Annotated in this window: 12 protein-coding genes; 9 read left to right on the top strand and 3 right to left on the bottom strand. The window is 36.1% G+C overall.

Annotation, left to right across the window (positions count from 1 at the left end; translation table 11 throughout):
- Window positions 1–41 precede the first annotated feature (41 nt).
- From secA to ABIL69_06670, 9 genes are all read left to right on the top strand, one after another.
- Window positions 42–3002, top strand: coding sequence for a preprotein translocase subunit SecA (secA, locus tag ABIL69_06710; GenBank protein ID MEO0123677.1), 2961 nt, complete (start codon window positions 42–44; stop codon window positions 3000–3002).
- Window positions 2999–4099 carry a hypothetical protein gene (locus ABIL69_06705; protein MEO0123676.1) on the top strand — a complete coding sequence of 367 codons (1101 nt, stop codon included), beginning with the start codon at window positions 2999–3001 and terminating at the stop codon, window positions 4097–4099. The genes secA and ABIL69_06705 overlap by 4 nt, the downstream gene beginning before the upstream one ends.
- Before the next feature lie 58 nt (window positions 4100–4157).
- A complete protein-coding gene (locus ABIL69_06700) occupies window positions 4158–6179 on the top strand; it encodes a peptidyl-prolyl cis-trans isomerase (GenBank protein ID MEO0123675.1) in 2022 nt (673 codons plus the stop codon).
- Window positions 6179–7180 (top strand): galactose-1-phosphate uridylyltransferase, encoded by a 1002-nt coding sequence (gene galT, locus ABIL69_06695; protein ID MEO0123674.1) that lies wholly within the window; start codon window positions 6179–6181, stop codon window positions 7178–7180. The genes ABIL69_06700 and galT overlap by 1 nt, the downstream gene beginning before the upstream one ends.
- Window positions 7181–7259: 79 nt before the next feature.
- Window positions 7260–8636, top strand: a complete 1377-nt coding sequence (gene glgA, locus ABIL69_06690) for a glycogen synthase GlgA (GenBank protein ID MEO0123673.1) — start codon at window positions 7260–7262, stop codon at window positions 8634–8636.
- A gap of 68 nt (window positions 8637–8704) precedes the next feature.
- A complete protein-coding gene (locus tag ABIL69_06685) occupies window positions 8705–9628 on the top strand; it encodes a branched-chain amino acid transaminase (protein ID MEO0123672.1) in 924 nt (307 codons plus the stop codon).
- A gap of 30 nt (window positions 9629–9658) precedes the next feature.
- Window positions 9659–10117, top strand: coding sequence for a ribose 5-phosphate isomerase B (gene rpiB, locus ABIL69_06680; GenBank protein MEO0123671.1), 459 nt, complete (start codon window positions 9659–9661; stop codon window positions 10115–10117).
- Between the two features lie 47 nt (window positions 10118–10164).
- On the top strand, window positions 10165–11040 hold the full coding sequence (locus ABIL69_06675) for a hypothetical protein (protein ID MEO0123670.1): 876 nt from the start codon (window positions 10165–10167) through the stop codon (window positions 11038–11040).
- 5 nt (window positions 11041–11045) lie between these two features.
- Window positions 11046–12035 carry a MoxR family ATPase gene (locus ABIL69_06670; protein ID MEO0123669.1) on the top strand — a complete coding sequence of 330 codons (990 nt, stop codon included), beginning with the start codon at window positions 11046–11048 and terminating at the stop codon, window positions 12033–12035.
- Window positions 12036–12352: 317 nt separating this feature from the next.
- Here ABIL69_06670 and ABIL69_06665 read toward each other — a convergent pair whose 3' ends face one another.
- From ABIL69_06665 to ABIL69_06655, 3 genes are all read right to left on the bottom strand, one after another.
- On the bottom strand, window positions 12353–14113 hold the full coding sequence (locus ABIL69_06665) for a T9SS type A sorting domain-containing protein (GenBank protein MEO0123668.1): 1761 nt from the start codon (window positions 14111–14113) through the stop codon (window positions 12353–12355).
- A 122-nt stretch (window positions 14114–14235) separates the two neighbouring features.
- Window positions 14236–14424 (bottom strand): zinc ribbon domain-containing protein, encoded by a 189-nt coding sequence (locus ABIL69_06660; protein MEO0123667.1) that lies wholly within the window; start codon window positions 14422–14424, stop codon window positions 14236–14238.
- A 38-nt stretch (window positions 14425–14462) separates the two neighbouring features.
- Window positions 14463–17747, bottom strand: coding sequence for a BTAD domain-containing putative transcriptional regulator (locus ABIL69_06655; GenBank protein MEO0123666.1), 3285 nt, complete (start codon window positions 17745–17747; stop codon window positions 14463–14465).
- Between the last annotated feature and the right edge of the window lie 274 nt (window positions 17748–18021).

The raw sequence follows: 18021 nt of genomic DNA, 5'->3' as shown, positions 1-18021 counted from the left end.
TTGACACGAGGGATTTAATCAATATAATTAGATAAGTTTATATGCTTACAAAACTATTAAGCAAGGTTTTTGGCACAAAAACAGAACGGGAGTTAAAAAGGCTCTGGCCTATTGTTGAGGAAATTAATACAATTTACCCTAAACTCCAGGGTGTTGATTTAATAAAAACAACCGAGGATTTCAAAAAACGGATTGCGGATGGCGAATCCCTTGATGACATCCTTCCTGAAGCATTCGCCCTTGTGAAAGAAGCCTGCAGAAGGCTTGTAGGCAAAAAATGGCCCGTCGTTGAGATTGAAACCGAATGGAATATGATTCCCTTTGATGTTCAGCTGATAGGTGGTATAGTTCTTCACGAAGGCAAGATTGCCGAAATGAAGACTGGAGAAGGTAAAACCCTTGTCGCCACGCTACCATTATACCTTAATGCATTGGTTGGAAAAGGTGCCCATCTCGTGACAGTCAATGATTACCTTGCCCGAAGAGACAGAGAATGGATGGGACCTGTTTATGAGTCTCTGGGTCTAACGGTTGGTGTCCTCCAGCAAGGTATGGAGAATGAACCAAGAAAACAGGCATATAATTGTGATATTACCTATGGAACTAATAACGAATTCGGTTTTGATTATCTCCGCGATAATATGGTATGGAGATGGGAAGATAAGGTCCAGAGGGGACATTATTATGCAATAGTAGATGAGGTTGATAGCATTTTGATAGATGAGGCAAGGACACCCCTGATTATTTCCGGACCGGTGGAACGAGAGACAAAGAGTTTTGATGAACTGAATCCCATTGTTAGAAGACTGCATTCTGCCCAGACTGTCCTTGTGAACAGAATAGTAGAAGAGGCAAAAAAACTTCTTGATGAAGGGAAGGAGAAAGAGGCGGGGATAAAACTACTTCAGGCAAGGAGGGGTGCTCCAAAGAATAAACAATTATTGAAATTAGAACAGGAGACCGGCATAAAGAGATTGATTGAGGATACCGAGCTCAATTTTCTTAGAGAAAAAAGTTTTGGTAAGATTGATGAAGAATTGTATTTTGTGATAGATGAGAAAGCGCATATAGTTGATTTAACAGAAAAAGGAAGAATATACATATCGCCCAATAATCCTGAAATGTTTGTTTTGCCGGACCTTAGTGAAAAGATTGGCAAAATAGACAAGGATGAAAAACTTTCTCCAAAAGAAAAACTCGTTGCCAAAGAAAAGGCGTTTGAAGAATACGCAAAAAAGAGTGAGATTTTGGCAAATTTGAGGGCATTATTAAAGGCTTATTCACTTTTTGAGAAGGATGTTGAATATGTGGTCCAGGATGGGAAAGTGATAATCGTTGATGAGTTTACGGGTAGATTGATGCCGGGAAGGAGATTTTCTGATGGACTGCATCAGGCACTTGAGGCAAAAGAGGGGGTGAGGGTTCAGGAAGAGACTCAAACCTTTGCTACAATTACAATCCAGAACTACTTTAGAATGTATGAAAAGCTCGCTGGGATGACCGGGACCGCAGCGACCGAGGCGAATGAATTCTGGACGATCTATAAACTTGATGTCGTAGAGATTCCTACCAAAGAGCCGGTGCGCAGGGTTGATTATGAAGATATTGTCTATCGTTCAAAACGAGAAAAATATAATGCAATAATAGAAGAAATCGTAAAATGGCACAAAGAGAAAAGACCTATCCTTGTTGGAACAACATCGGTTGAAGTATCAGAGATTCTTTCTCGTCTGTTACAGAGAAAAGGTATTCCTCATAATGTTCTCAATGCAAAACACCACCAGCGCGAGGCAGTAATAGTTTCCCAGGCTGGACAGCCCGGTGCAGTAACGATTGCTACCAATATGGCAGGTAGGGGAACTGATATAAAACTCGGGCCCGGGGTAGTTAAATGTGCTAAATGCTGTATAAAGTGTCCGGACCAGAATTGTGCTGAATGTTCCCATGAAATAAAAAAAGAGTGTTTTAAAGAACTACCCTGTGGACTATATATCATAGGAACGGAAAGACATGAATCACGGAGAATTGATAATCAGTTAAGGGGTAGAAGCGGTCGTCAGGGAGACCCAGGCTCTTCAAGATTCTTTTTATCTCTGGAAGATGACTTAATGCGGATATTCGGTTCTGACCGTGTTGCCGATATTATGGACCGTTTTGGTGGCGAAGAACAAAAACCATTAACCCATCCCCTTGTTACCCGGGCAATCGCAAATGCACAGAAGAGGGTTGAAGAAAATAATTTTGAGATAAGAAAACATTTGCTTGAATATGACGATGTTATGAACCGTCAAAGGGAAGTTATTTATAAAATGCGGGATGAAATATTAAAAGGTGAAAATTATGAAGAACTTATATTTAAAAACTTTGAAGATACGATTGAAGGCATTGTTGTTAAATATACGGATGAGAAGAAACCCGCAGAAGAATGGGATTGGGATGGTCTAATCGGTGAATTCAACAATTTATTTGCCACAAATTTTTATATAAATAAAGAAGAACAGTCTCACATAAAACAGGCTGAATTATTTGATAAATTACTTGAAAAGGCAAAAGAAGCCTATAATCTTCGCAAACAGAATTATGATCCTGAAACCTATAATGAGATGCTAAAATCAATTTTGCTTTTGACGATTGATAATAGGTGGCGTGAACATTTATACGCACTTGATGCACTACGCGAAGGTATTAGTTTACGCAGTTATGCACAGAAGGATCCACTTGTTGAATATAAACATGAATCCTTTAAAATGTTTGATGAATTATTGTCAGAAATTGCAAGGGATGTATCAGGAATTGTCTTCAGGGCAAGTCCAAGACCAATACAGAGAAAACCGGTAGTAACTCAGGAATATAAACCTTCGGCTGATGGTAAAGTCAATGCACAGACACCGGGGGCAAAAAGTGCTCCGGTTTTGAAGACGGCGAAAGTGGGCAGGAACGACCCGTGTCCATGTGGTAGTGGAAAAAAATATAAGAAATGTTGTGGTAGGAATGCTGTATGAAGCCATATCAGGTAAATCTTTTCATTGAACAGGAAAAAGATTCAGTATTTTTACCATCTGAGCCAGTATTTATCCATAATAATAAAAAATATTTAAATTTTACTCTTATTGATTGTTTCAATCGACGAAATAATGAATACTTAAAGGAAGCGGCAAGATTGAATATTGATAATCATAATGTTGTTGACCTTAGAAATCCTGATGATTATATGAATGAATTGAAAAATTCAATCGCTGAATTTAAAAAACTGGATTCAGTAATTATATTTTCCGACGAAATTTCAGCGATATATGCCTTATTTTCAATTTTTAATTCAAAAACAACATTTTTTATTGATTATGAAACATCACCCGCTATATTTATGGTATTACAGCACAGAAACATTGAATTCTATAATCACCGAGATATTGAACAACTTTCAAAACTTATAGCAACTCATTCAGAAAAAGTTATTGTAATTGATGGACTTTATGAATGGTTAGGATGTTCAGGGAATATCAATGAAATAATTAAGATTGCTAAAGAAAATCAGGCTGTGGTTATCGCCAATGAACTGAATTCTTTTGGTTTACTTGGTAGAGATGGCAGAGGATTTGTAGATTTGTTCAACCTTTATGAAGATATAAACATAGAAATCGGTAGTTTCAATCGTTATATCGGCGGATACGGCGCTTACATTGGAGCAAAGAAATATTTAATCAATAAAATAATTGAAAACATAAATGGTATCTATATGCCAGTTCCCAGATTTATGCTTGCGGTCAATCTTGCGGGTATTGGATTATTAATGGACGAAACCAAAAATAGACAGACATTCTCAAAGTTGTGGACACACAGCAGATTCTTTATAAATCGTTTAAAACAGATCGGTCTTAAGACAATGAGTGAGACCCCTGTGGTTGTTTTGATTTTTAATAACAATCAGGAGGCAGAGTCATTTTCAAAAAGATTATTTACCGATGGAATAATTACAAATACGAATAAAGAAAGGGTTAAGATGGTACTTTCAATTGAACATTCCCGGGCTGACCTTGACTATACCCTTGACCGGATTGAAGCCCATTTTAAGGATATGGGTATTGTTTATCCTGCATAATTTCAATCTTGACTTATCATTAAAATTTGAATATACTCTTTTCTTGAAAGGAGGTTAAATGACAGCATTAATTGCAATTCTATTGGCTATTATGCCGCAGGAATATATCAATATGGTCATGAAGGAAGATTATGAATCTGCGGTGGAATATTGTAAGCAAATGATAAATAAAACCCCTGGGTTTAAATGGTATTTAGAGCTTGGGGATATATATTTTGATAAACTTGATGAGCCAGTAAAGGCAAAACAATTATATCAAGAAATTATTGATAAATATCCCCAGAAGGATGGATGGGTCTATTATCGTCTGGGGCTGGTGCTTGAGGCACTGGAGGATTATCTAAATGCTGCAAAGATTTATGAAATAGTTGCAACAAAATATCGTAAACCACCGCTTGATTCGTTTGCTCTGTCCGGTGTTGAACGATGTTTTAAAAAGAATTATCAGGATACAGTTGCCCTTGTTGATGGTTACAGGATTACTCGATTAGAATTGGATGAAATGATGGCAAAACAATCTCCTTTTGCAAGGAAGGATGAAAGGGGATTACTTGATCAAATGATCCTTGAACGACTCTTGTATGTCCAGGCATTGAAGCATAATGTAAAGGCGATGCAGGAATATAAGGATTTAATAAAACAAACACGGACGACACTTTTATTAGACGAAGTAAGGGCCGTAAATGTTCTTGATAAAGCAATCCCAACTGAGAAAGAAATGCGGGAATACTATAAAAAGAATAAACATTTCTACAAATTATCAAGGGAGGTAAGGGGTAAAGAGATAGTTGTAGAATCTGAAAGTCTTGCTGTTTTCATCCGTGATTCTTTATTAAAAGATCAGGCAAGTTTTGATACCCTGGCGAAGATTTATTCAACTGCACCTACAAAAGGCGGTGGTGGTGAAATGGGGATTGTCATTCCCGGAACAAAACCAAAAGAAGTAGAAGATATTTTATTCAGTGTTAAGTTAAATACCATTTCAGATATAGTAAAATTTGAAAATAAGTATGGGATATATCTTGTCTACGAAAGAAAACCAGAACGTTGGCGTAGTTATGACGAAGTGAAATCACAGGTTGAAGCCGCAGTGCGTGCGGAAAAAATACAGAAGATAGAAGAAAAATTCCTTAAGGATTTGAAGGCAAAGGCAAAGATTGAGATTTTTAAAGACAGTATTATTACTGACAGTGCTTTGAAATCGGATACGAGGATTGTTGCACTAATCAATGGAAGGCCTGTCAAATTCCGGGATGTAGAAATTAAAAACGCCTCTCAACCAATGTTTGCAAGGCTTGATGTGTCAAAACCAGAAGAATTTGAAAAAGTTCTTGAAAGTTTAATAGAAGAAGATTTAAAATTGGAACTTGCGGAACGGAATAAATATTATTTCAACGATGGTTTTGTTACAAAGTTAAATGAAGGGATCAAAAGGGCACTTGAACAGGCACTTTACACCAAAATTGTTATTCAAACTGCAAAGGTTGATTCTAACGAAGTTCAGGAATATTATAACGCACATAAAGAGGATATGAAAATACTTGAAACAATTAGATGCAAAGAAATTGTGGTCAATAACAAACAGGAAGCAGAAAAAATAAGGGCAGAACTGGCTGAACATTATGGAGAGAAAAAATCCATTATTCCTTTTTTAAACAAAAAGGCAAAAATAACAGATTTTACAATGTTTGATTCCCTTGCCAAGACTTATTCTACTGCCTATAACAAAACACGCGGCGGCGACACCGGTCCATTAAAAAGAGGAACGAGGCCCAAGGAATTTGAAGATGTCGCTTGGAAATTAAAGATTGGTGAATTAAGCAAAGTGTTTCTTGTGGGTGATTCAAGCTGGACGATATTAACAAAAACAGAATATACACCCACAAAATACAGAACTATTGATGAGGTTCGTGCTTCTTTAGAAATGAATTTGTTGCGAGAAAAACAGCGTAAGATTGCTGATGACTTTCTTGCTAACATAAAGAATGAAGCAGATATAAAAATAATGCTTCCTGAACCAGCAAAAACCGAAGAGGAAATGAACCCGCCTGAAAATCCCGATACCGAACCTAAAAAATAATGCCTGAATTAAGAAAAGACCCGGTATTGGGCCGCTGGGTCATCATTTCTACTGAAAGGGCAAAAAGACCGAAGGATTTCAAATTTGAGCCAGAACAGAAAAAAATCACTCCAAGTGAGTGTCCATTTTGTCCGGGAAATGAAAGTGCAACACCGCCTGAAATATTCGCGATAAGAAATAATGGAACCCAACCTAATTCTCCGGGCTGGAGTTTGAGGGTTATACCAAACAAATTTCCCGCCTTAAGAATTGAAGGTGAACTTAATCGCAGGGGAGAGGGAATATATGATAAGATGAACGGCATTGGCGCACATGAGGTTATCATTGAAACAAACGAACATCAATACGACCTTGCTGATCTCAGCAATGATGCAGTCTATAATCTTGTTGATACATATCGAAAGAGAATACTTGACCTTAAGAAAGATCCCCGTTTGCGATATGTAATGATATTTAAGAACTTTGGGGCTATTGCTGGAGCATCACTTGAACATAGTCATTCACAATTAATAGCCACTCCAATCATTCCCAAAAGAGTGATTGAGGAAATGGATGGTGCCAAGCGCTATTTTGAATATCGTGACCGTTGTATATTTTGCGATATAATTGCCCAGGAAACAAAGGTGAGCAAGAGGATGGTTTCTGAGAATAATAATTTTATTGCGATTTGTCCCTTTGCTCCACGTTTCCCATTTGAGATCTGGATAATACCCCGACACCATATTTCTAACTTTGAGGATACCGACGATGCATCTTTGCACGATTTTGCGTTGATACTGAAAGATTGTCTTGTTAGATTAAAAAAGGCATTGAATACGCCACCCTATAATTTTATTATCCATACTACCCCAATAACGCTAAAAGGCATTGAATTTTATCATTACCATATTGAGATAATACCTGTACTTACACGGATTGCTGGCTTTGAATGGGGGACAGGATTTTATATCAATCCTACTGCACCTGAAGAATCAGCCACGTACTTAAAAAATATTGTGTGATATGTGTAGTTGGCTGACTGGTTAAAATGCAAAATCTATCACTATTTAAACAATTATTATTTAACCATTTAACCAATTTATGAAGATTGCCTTCGTTACTCCTGAGGCAGTTCCTTATGCCAAGACTGGCGGACTTGCTGATGTTTGCGGAACTCTCCCCCTTTATTTGAGAGATTTAGGAATTCAGACCAATATTATTCTGCCAAAGTACAAAGGGATTGGAGGTGAAAAATTTATTGATCTTGAGGTGGAATTTGAGGGAAATAAAAAAACTATTCCAGTTTTTACAGACGGGATTGCCTATTTCATAGATTATCCTGAATATTTTAATCGCGATGGCCTCTATGGAACACCATCAGGGGATTATCCTGACAATTGCGAGCGTTTTACACTCTTTGCTCGTGCGGTAATTGCTCTGATCAAGAAAGTTAAATTTGATATTGTCCATTGCCATGATTGGCAAACGGGCTTGGTGCCCTTGTATATCAAAAAATATGGTATTGATTCCAAAAGTGTCTTTACAATCCATAATCTTGGTTATCAGGGAAGATTTTCAAGAGAAAAATTTCCAGTTTTAGGGATTGAATGGGATTACTTCACATTGGAAGGGATAGAGTTTTATGGTGGATTGAATTTCCTTAAGGCAGGGCTTATTTATTCAGATATTATAACAACAGTTTCACCAACTTACGCAAAAGAAATTCAAACACCTGAGTTTGGTTTTGGACTTGAAGGGGTTTTACAAAAATACAATCAGAAGTTATTTGGAATTTTGAATGGCATTGATTATAAAATATGGGATCCCCAAAATGATAAATATATTTATGAAAAGTTCAGTGATTATATTGGCAAGAAGAAAAATAAATTAGGGCTCACATGTGAATTATGCTTTGATTCAAAAAAACCATTGATTGGAATGGTTTCAAGAATTGCCGGACAGAAGGGCTTTGATATCTTGATAAAAATACTTGATGATATAATTACGATGAATTACAATTTTGTTCTGTTGGGTTTTGGTGAAGAATACTACTGTGAAAAATTAAAAAAGTTTGGTGATGCCTATCCGGGTCAGGTCTCAATAAATATCAAATTTGATGAACACCTTGCCCATCGTATTTATGCTGGTAGCGATTTCTTTTTAATGCCTTCTAAATATGAACCCTGTGGTCTTGGACAAATGATAAGTTTAAGATATGGAACCGTTCCAATAGTCTATAAAACAGGTGGACTTGCTGATACTGTAATTCAGTTCAATCCTGAATCTCTAACTGGAAATGGATTCATTTTTGAAACATATTCCGCGCAAAGTTTAATAGAAACATTAAAGTTTGCTTATTATGTTTATATCCGTGAAGAAATTTTTTCAAAACTTTCGGAAAACTGTATGAAGTACGATTTTTCCTGGAATAATTCGGCGCTGGCATATAAAAATTTATACCAAAAAATTTTGGCATAAATCTTGACTTTTGATTTAAATTGATTATAGTTAAAAATAAATAATAATCTAAAATAGGAGGTAATTCTATGGCAATGCCAAAATCAGAATATATTTGGATGGATGGAAATTTTGTTAAATGGGATGATGCAAAAATTCATATTTTATCGCATGTCATACATTATGGGACTGGTGTATTTGAAGGTTTGAGATGTTATGACACACCCAAAGGTTCGGTTATATTCCGTTTGAAAGAACATACAGAGCGGCTTTTTAATTCGGCGAAGATATATCGTATGGAAATACCATACTCTAAGGAACAGATAAACAATGCGATTGTTGAATTAATAAAAAAGAATGGCTTAAAGTCAGCTTATGTTAGACCAATCGCTTACCGCGGCTATAATGAACTTGGTGTTAATCCATTTCCCTGTCCGGTTTGCGTAGCGATTGCAACACTTCAGTGGGGAAAGTATCTTGGTGCAGATGCCCTTGAACAAGGAATTGATGTAATGGTTTCCTCCTGGAATCGGATGGCACCCAATACTTTTCCAGCAATGGCAAAGTGCAGTGCTAATTATATGAATTCCCAACTTATAAAAATGGAAGCAATAGTCTATGGCTTCGTTGAAGGGATTGCTCTGGATAATACCGGATATGTTAGTGAGGGTTCTGGTGAGAACATATTCGCAGTAAAAAATGGGGTTGTTTACACACCACCGCTTCATGCCTGCATATTACCTGGAATAACCCGGGACACAGTAATTCAGTTATGCAAAGATTTAGGCATACCACTCATTCAGGAAATGTTGAATAGAGAATTTTTGTATCTCGCAGACGAAGTGTTCTTCACCGGTTCAGCAGCCGAAGTCACTCCTATTCGTAGTATTGACAAAATAACAATTGGTGAAGGAAAGGCAGGTCCGATCACAAAAAAGATTCAGAAGTATTTCTTTGATATCATTGAAGGCAGAATAGAAGATAAACACAACTGGCTTACTAAGGTGTATTAATAGAGTGGTTGATATTAACTCGTTAGCAAAATGAAAATAGGGATCGGTGCAGACCATAGAGGATACAAGTTAAAATCTATGATAAAAAAATATCTCCTGGAAAATAAATATCAGGTATTTGATTATGGTACGGATTCTGAAATGCCGGCTGATTATCCTAAAATTGCCTTGAGAGTTGCTCAGGATGTAGCGAGAAAAAAGATAAAATATGGAATTATTATCTGTTTTAGTGGTCAGGGAATGGCGATAACCGCCAACAAGGTTTCTGGTATTAGGGCTGCTATATGCACAGATAAAGAGCTTGCTTATTATGCACGTGCACATAATGATGCCAATGTTCTTGTGTTACCAGCACGCACAATAAAATTAAAAAGACAGTGGAGACCTATTATTGAAACTTTTTTCACTACATCATTTGAAGGTGGAAGGCACAAACGAAGATTAGATATAATAAAAAGATTTGAGAAAAACAAAGCACAAACAGATTAAATGCCTTTTAATAATTTTATTATAAATAATGCATCCTTTTTTGTATTATGAAAGTTCTTCCTGTTGCCTTTGATTCACTTGGTGCAAGAAGTATGGCTACATATGTAGAAACAAAGGACATAAAAATATTTATTGATCCTGCCGTTTCATTATCTCCAGACCGTTATTCATTGCCGCCCCATAAAGTTGAAATTGATCGACACAAAAAGCTCTGGGAAGATATTAAAAAATGGACAGCGCTATCTGATTTAGTCATAATAACACATTATCATTATGACCACCATAATCCCAATGCACCAGAAATATTTTTAAATAAAGAAGTTTTTATAAAAGATCCGAGGCAGTTTATAAATGAAAGTCAGAAAAATCGCGCCGCTTTCTTTTTAACTCAAATCGAAGGAAAACCACGTTCGGTAGTCATTGCGGATGGAATGTCCTTCAATTTCGGTGGTACGAAAATTACATTTTCTAAACCAGTCTTTCACGGACAGAATAATCGCCTGGGTTATGTTCTTATGGTATTAATTGAGGAAGATTCAAAATTTATCTTCAGTTCTGATATTCAAGGTCCATTAGTTGAAGAACCAGTGGACTTTATTTTAAGCCATGAACCAGAAACATTAATTCTTGATGGTCCATCAACATATCTTGTTGGTTCACATTATAAAAAGACGGATATGGATTGTGCGGTAAATTATGTTAAGAAAATAATCAACAATGGGAAGATAAAAAACCTTATTATTGATCATCACCTTCTGCGGGATATTCATTGGGACAATTTTGTAGATAACTTTAAAAATTTAAATAATAGCACTGTTATACAATCGGCTGCGAAATTTCGTGGGTATAAAGAAGATTTGCTTGAGGCAAAGAGAAAAGATTTTTATGAAGGGAAATGTCAATTTGTAGATAATTATGAGTGATTAAAATGACACAGCATAGAGAAGTTGAATCTATCAGAGAAATTAATAAATATGTTGAGAAAATACATAATGAAATAGGCAAAGTAATTATTGGGCAGAAATCAGTTATAGAACAGGTGCTTATTTCATTATTTTGCAATGGCCATTCTCTGATTATTGGCGTTCCCGGTCTTGCCAAAACGATGCTCGTAAATACAATAGCACAGATTGTAGACTTATCATTTAATAGAATACAATTCACACCGGATTTAATGCCATCAGATATAACCGGCACAGAAGTGATAGAGGAAGATAAAACTACGGGAAAAAGAAATTTTAGATTTATAAAAGGGCCCATTTTTGCCAATGTAGTTCTTGCTGATGAAATCAATCGTGCACCGCCCAAGACTCAATCAGCATTATTGCAGGCAATGCAGGAATATAAGGTAACTTATGCAGGGGAGACCTATCCTCTGCCAGTCCCATTTTTCGTTCTTGCTACTCAAAACCCTATTGAACAGGAAGGAACATATCCATTGCCCGAGGCACAACTTGATAGGTTTATGTTTACGATAAATATTGGATATCCTGAAAAAAATGAAGAGATTGAGATTGTTAAAACAACCACATCAGCATATACCGCAGACCTCAAAAAAGTTATTGGTGCTGAAGAATTTACTAATCTTCAAAAAATCATTCGCAGAATGCCGGTCAGTGATGAGATTATAGAGAAGACAGTTGCATTTGTTGAAAGGACACGACCTGAAAATAAAGAAACGCCTGAAATTATAAAAAAATTTGTTGCCTGGGGGGCGGGACCAAGGGCATCACAATACTTAATACTTGGGGCAAAGGCAAAGGCAGCAATGAATGGCAGGTTTTCACCCAACCTTGAAGATGTGCGTTATGTATGCCATCCAGTCTTAAGACACCGGATAATTACAAACTTTGCTGCTGAAGCAGAAGGAATAAAATCCGATTGGATTATTGATGAACTACTTAAAAGCTTTCTGTAGTTAATATTAAATGTAGGGCAAACCCGTTGTCTCTGTATAACAAACAATTGGTAATTGGTTAAATAGTTAAATCTTTGTTTAATTTTTAACCATTCACCATTCAACAATTTAACCAATTCAAATGCTGCAAGGCTAACCTCTGGTTCTGAAAGAACCATCGGTTCTTGAAGAAAGCCTTGCCCTTCGGGGACATTTTTGCAGAGTAAACTCTGCCACTACAATTTTTTATTTACTTATGGATGTTGATAAAAAAGGGATGGCTTTAGCCATCCCTTTCTATTGTCGCGGCTTTAAGCCGCTCCTACCATTTGCTGGATTTACCGAACTATTGTCATCGTCTTGGTCGCAGTTCCTTCAGGTGTTTCAACCCGCACAAAGTAGATACCATTGGGAAGCTCCTGATTGTTTAAATTTAGCGTATATGTACCTGCTGATTTAGAATCATTCGTAATAATGTCAACTAATCTGCCACTTGCATCATAAAGAGATATTTTCACAATACCCGGATTCTTTGTGGTATATGAAAGTTTTGCAGGCCCATTTGAGGGATTGGGAGAGAGGCTGAGTAATAATGATTTCACCTGCTTATTCTCTTCGGCTATGCCGGTATTACCGAACCAGTCAAAATATGGTCTATAACCTGCGGACATAGCACTATATATTATTGCAGAATATATTCCACCACGAGTAACCCAACCCGCGGTTGGTGGCCAAAGTCCGGTGGCTCCATAATCATTTATCTTAACCCCATTATCAAAATTTGTTGGGGTTGTTGACATTGCCCAGGTAAACATCGTTGAATCTCCGGGGTCACAATTATAGGCAACAGTGATTGCACCTGTGCCGGTTGATTTATAACAGCGCAAAGTGCTCATATTTTCATTTGCTGTCGCTGGTGTAATTACCGTTCCATATGTCCAGTTAACACCGCTGTTGGTGCTATAATAGTAAGCAATATTGTCCTCAGTTGGCCATTTAAATGTTACAAATATCCAACCGGTCTGTGTGGAACCATGGGTGTATCCAATATCGGGATAGCGCAGGATGGCTGCACCCGCATTATTGCTAACCGGTTCGGAGTTAAGCCAGGATTGCCCATAGTTTGTACTTCTTTTGATTCTTACTTCCTGAGTCGTTGTATAAAAACTATCAATAAATGCAATACCTACATTACCGCCCGCACCCGCAGCGATTGCTGGATAGGGATTAATCGGCATATTAACAAATTGAGCGCTATTATTTTGCCATCCTGTTCCATCAAGAGCATTCCTTGCTGTCCATATTTGATATTGGCCATCGGGTTCAATTTTACTGTAGGTGCAATAGCACCACGCACCGGTACCAATATCACCATCAATGTCTGCAAACAAAACACTATCCGCAGCAATCTGCTCAAAAGTTGCTCCTGTACCATCGGTTCTTACCCTTCTTGACCAAAGTTGGCGCGCACCAGTTGGCTCATACCATATTCCCAGAAACACCACCCAGGATTGACCACCAGCATCCCGTACAACCCGAACCTTTGGATTGCCAATATATCCATCAGTGTTTAATCCAATGATAAATAAATTCCATGTATCTCCACCATTCGTCGATTTATATACCACTAAACTGTCGTTAGTAGAATGGTATGTATCAAATGCGACATAAATTGCATGATCGACTTCATCTTCATCAAAATCCTGTCCCTCACCAACTTCTTTATCGTCTATGAGAATATCATTTCCCCATCTTGGACCATCAAATATTTGTGAATGTTCATTTCTTGGTTTATTAATGACAGGGGTATATCCTGGATAGGTATTATTTGATGTAGGATCATCAGGATTGGGAAGGATTGAATTATCCAATGGTGGGTTCGGCGGTAGATATTTAACTCCCATAGGAAGTTCGTATTCTAAACTGCCTTGGACTTTTTCGTGGGGGATAATCGGTATGTTTTCGTCTATAGTACCCTCAATTTTTGTTGATGGTGTTGGAGTAGATTTTATGGCATTACCATTTATATTGTTCTCAGCATAGAGGGATACAAATGAGAACAATATTGCTAAACCAGTTATAAGTATTAATTTCTTCATTTTTTCTCCTTTCTTTTTTACTTATTCACTTTTCAGCCTTTGGCTGAAAGACAATATCAACAAATGGAGATATATTATTTTATTCCTCCTTATAATCTCACCTCCTTTCTTAAAAACTTTGTTCATTTTTTCTTTGCAATATATTTTTTTCCACATACCGGACAGAACTGCGCCATCGGATGTCGGATAGAAGAACCACAATGGGGACAGGAATCTATCAACCTGGTTTTGCAACTCGGACAGAACCGTTCATTCTTATCAACCGTTGAAAACCCACACTTCGGACAGATACAAATACCATTTTTCTTCACACTATATTATATCCATAACCTATTAGGAAATCTATTAGTTATTTCCCTTTTATCGCTTCATATAGTTTTATCGTTTCTTCTGATGGCTGGCAGTTGTACTCTTTTTTAAATAATTCTACGCATTTCCTGTATTGCAATATTGCCTTTGATTTTTCATTACTGAGCAGATATGCCTTCATTAAAAACCTATGAGCCTCCTCATCAAGAGGGTCTAAAATTAAAACTTTTTGTAGATTTTCGATTAACTCTTCAAATTTCAGTTTTTTTAAACATATTTCAGATAATAAAAAGAGCGCCTGGCGATATTGTCGATTTATCTTTTCGCGCAGTTCTTCAACCCATTGTCCATAACAATCTTCAAGAAAAGTGCCTTTATAAAGTGTTAATGCATTCTTTAATTTTTCTTCGGCAATATGAATCTTGCCCTGTGAATATAAGACTTTAGCATCATTCAATAAATCAAAGAATTCAATTGCATCAATCCATACATTATCAAGGGTGTAGACGCCATTTTCATAGCAAAAGTAATCCTTTCCTATTATTTTCTTTAATTCAGAAAGGCAAACATGGAAGTTATTTGTAACCTGCTTCTTAGAAAGTTCGGGCCATAAAAGTATCCCAATTTCATCACGGGTCAATTTTTTATCTTCAATTTTTGATATTAATAAAATAGAAAAGAAATCTCTCAATTTCTGCCAGTTTAGAAGTTTTACAGTAAGATTTGCTGAGTCTAATTTTTGAATATCCATCCTGCAGAATGTAAAGATTTTTAGAACCGGTGGTTTTACTTTTTCAATATCGGGCTCCAATTTTTTTAGCCAACCTGCCATATTACATCTCCTGGCTATCAATTTTGCTTTTTGTAAATGTGTCATTCTATATGGATTATTTTTCAGCAATTTCGCGCAGAAGTAGAGCAAAAAAATTAATTCCGAATAGTCTTGGTGCGATTCAGCAATGTCTAATGATTTTTTTATTAATCCATATCCGATTTCTTGTTTGTTATTTAAGTAAGTGATACCTGCAATTAAATGATAGAGTGGATGTTCATTATATTTTTTACCGAATACCTTTTTAATATCTTCAAATAATGTTTTTATTTCATCTACCTTGTTAAGAACTGACAGAACTAAACTTTCGTATACCATCATTGTAAATTGGAGCCTATGATTATGCATTTTCTTAGCAAGTTCAATACCTTCCTTAAATAACTCTAATGCCTTTTCATAATTTCCTTTAAAGAACATTGCAATACCACAAAATTTTAATAACCAGATTAGGTCTGATTGATTATTTGTTTCTCTGCATAGTGCAATGCCATTTTGGAATTCTTCAGCCGCCTGGTTTAAATAACCCTGGAATAGCTGGCAGGCACCAAGGTTGAGACAAGCCATAATCTGTTCTCGCATCATACCGCTCTTAATGCTGAATTCACGATGTTGTAATAGAAATTCCTTGCCTTTTTCAAATTCACAATTATTTATATAAGAAATTCCAAGATTTCCCTGGGCTGATGCGATAAGCGAAGGGCTACCTATTTCTTTCGCAATTTGCAAAGTCTGTATCCGATATTCAATCGCCTTAGGATAATCACCAGTGGTGTTAAATATTGAACCCAGAAGATTATAGATGTAGTATTGAGCAATAAGAGGAGTTTTCTCGTTGATTTTATTTCTCAATGTCATGCCTATATCAATGGCTTTGTCTAATTCACCAAGATACTTTAACGCAAATGCCCTATTGGTCATAATGTCAAGAACAAAATCATTATAAGCCTCCAATTTTAACCTTTTTGATTGTGATAGTATTTCATCTGCTTTCCTAATTGCTTCGTTATATTTTCCTGCCCGTACCAGGGCATTAATTAAGGTTGAATGGAGGTCTAAAAACTGGCTATTTGCAGTTAATTTTGTATTCTTATAGATCTTTAAATATCGGTCTGCTAATCCTACCGCATCATCGTACAGACCGATTTTAAGCTTAATCCGGGCGTACCGAGCAAGAATTTCCAGGGATTTTTTATTAGAAAAATTTTTTATCTTTTCTGCAATATTTAAACTTTGCTCCAAGAATTTTCCCGCACGAACGAAATCCCTTAAATCCTCAGCTTCTTTTGCGAGATGCAAAAGATAATCTACCATCCATTCTTTGTAAATGTTTGCCTTTTCAAATTGTAATAGTGCATTAAATTTATCATTTTTTTTCGCAAAGAATTCGCCCATTTTTTTATGTAAATTGAGTTTTCTATTTTCAGGAATATTGTCATAAATTACCTCTCTGATAATAGGATGGCTGAAAACATAATTTTTTTGCTCTTTTCTTATGAGACCCCTGCGGGTTAGGTCATTTAAAAGATTAATCTTCAATTTTAAAATGGGCGGATTAAATCGTTCGCCAACAGCCGAAGCAGTCTCAAGAAATTCAATCTGTTTTTTACTCAATCCTGCAAATCTTATTTTCAAAATGTCGGGTATCCCTTTAAAAACTGGTATTTTGTCGTAATTTGGCAGGGTGCACCATCTTTCTTCTAAATCATTATAATAAATAACACCCTTTTCTAAGAGGATCAATAAATATTCTTTAAGAAAGAGTGGATTCCCGTATGTTAAAGTAAACAACCAGTCAAAAAATTTATCGTCTAAATGATTGGCAAAAATGATTTCATTTAAATGTAATATCTCATCTTTACCAATATTTCCAAGCGTAATTTTTATTAGATTTTTTGATTGTAATTTATCTATAATTTTAGCATTGTCTGAAGTCAAGATCATTAAAATTGGCAACCCATCCAAACGGTTTATGAGTTGATTCAATAAAATAAATACATCGTTCTCTGCATTTTGAATTTCTTCTAAAATAAAAATAATGAAAGAGAATCGGGAAAGTTTCTCTATGAATTCAATGAAATGGTGAGAAATTTCTAAGAATTCAGTTTTTTTAGGCACAGGTTCATACGGAAAATAAACTTTTAATGAAGGTATCGCCTCCGAATAATTATTATAAATTTCACGACCAATAACCTGGACGATTTCCCTTATTTGCCGTCCTGCTCTATTTAGGTAATTATTTATAATTTCCGTGAATAATAAATTTGCCGAAGTCCGGGGTTGTAATACGATATTGAAAGTAATCGGGTTATACTGAATGTTTTTTAAAAATTCCACCACCAATCTGGTTTTGCCAATACCAGGCTCACCACTAATAACAACACATTTTCCCTGGTAATTAAAAGCCGATTGCAGATTTTCCTGTAAAATTTTTAACTCGTTGTTTCTGCCAATAAAAGGAAGTTCTGAAAAATTTTTACTTTTATTTGACAACATCATTTTTTCCTGTATTATTATACAAATTTATATTAATTTGTCAAGAAAAATAAAAACTATTCCGCCTCCACTTTTATTGAGTGCTTTCTTTAGGTTAAATAGATTCGTAGTGGCATAACTTGATCTGCAGCGGATTCTGTAGTGGCAGAGTTTACTCTGCAATAATTTACATCAGTTCCTGTAGTGGCAGAGTTTACTCTGCTAAAGGCGAGCAAGCTCGCCCACTACATAATTGGATGGTTTATTGTAATGGCAGACCTTGGTCTGCAGATAT

This window comes from candidate division WOR-3 bacterium, assembly GCA_039802005.1.
Classification (GTDB): Bacteria; Hydrothermota; Tepidihabitantia; order SM23-42; family JAOAFX01; genus JAOAFX01.
The sequence above is the reverse complement of the archived record's forward strand: the minus strand, read 5'-3'. Positions and strand labels throughout refer to the sequence as shown.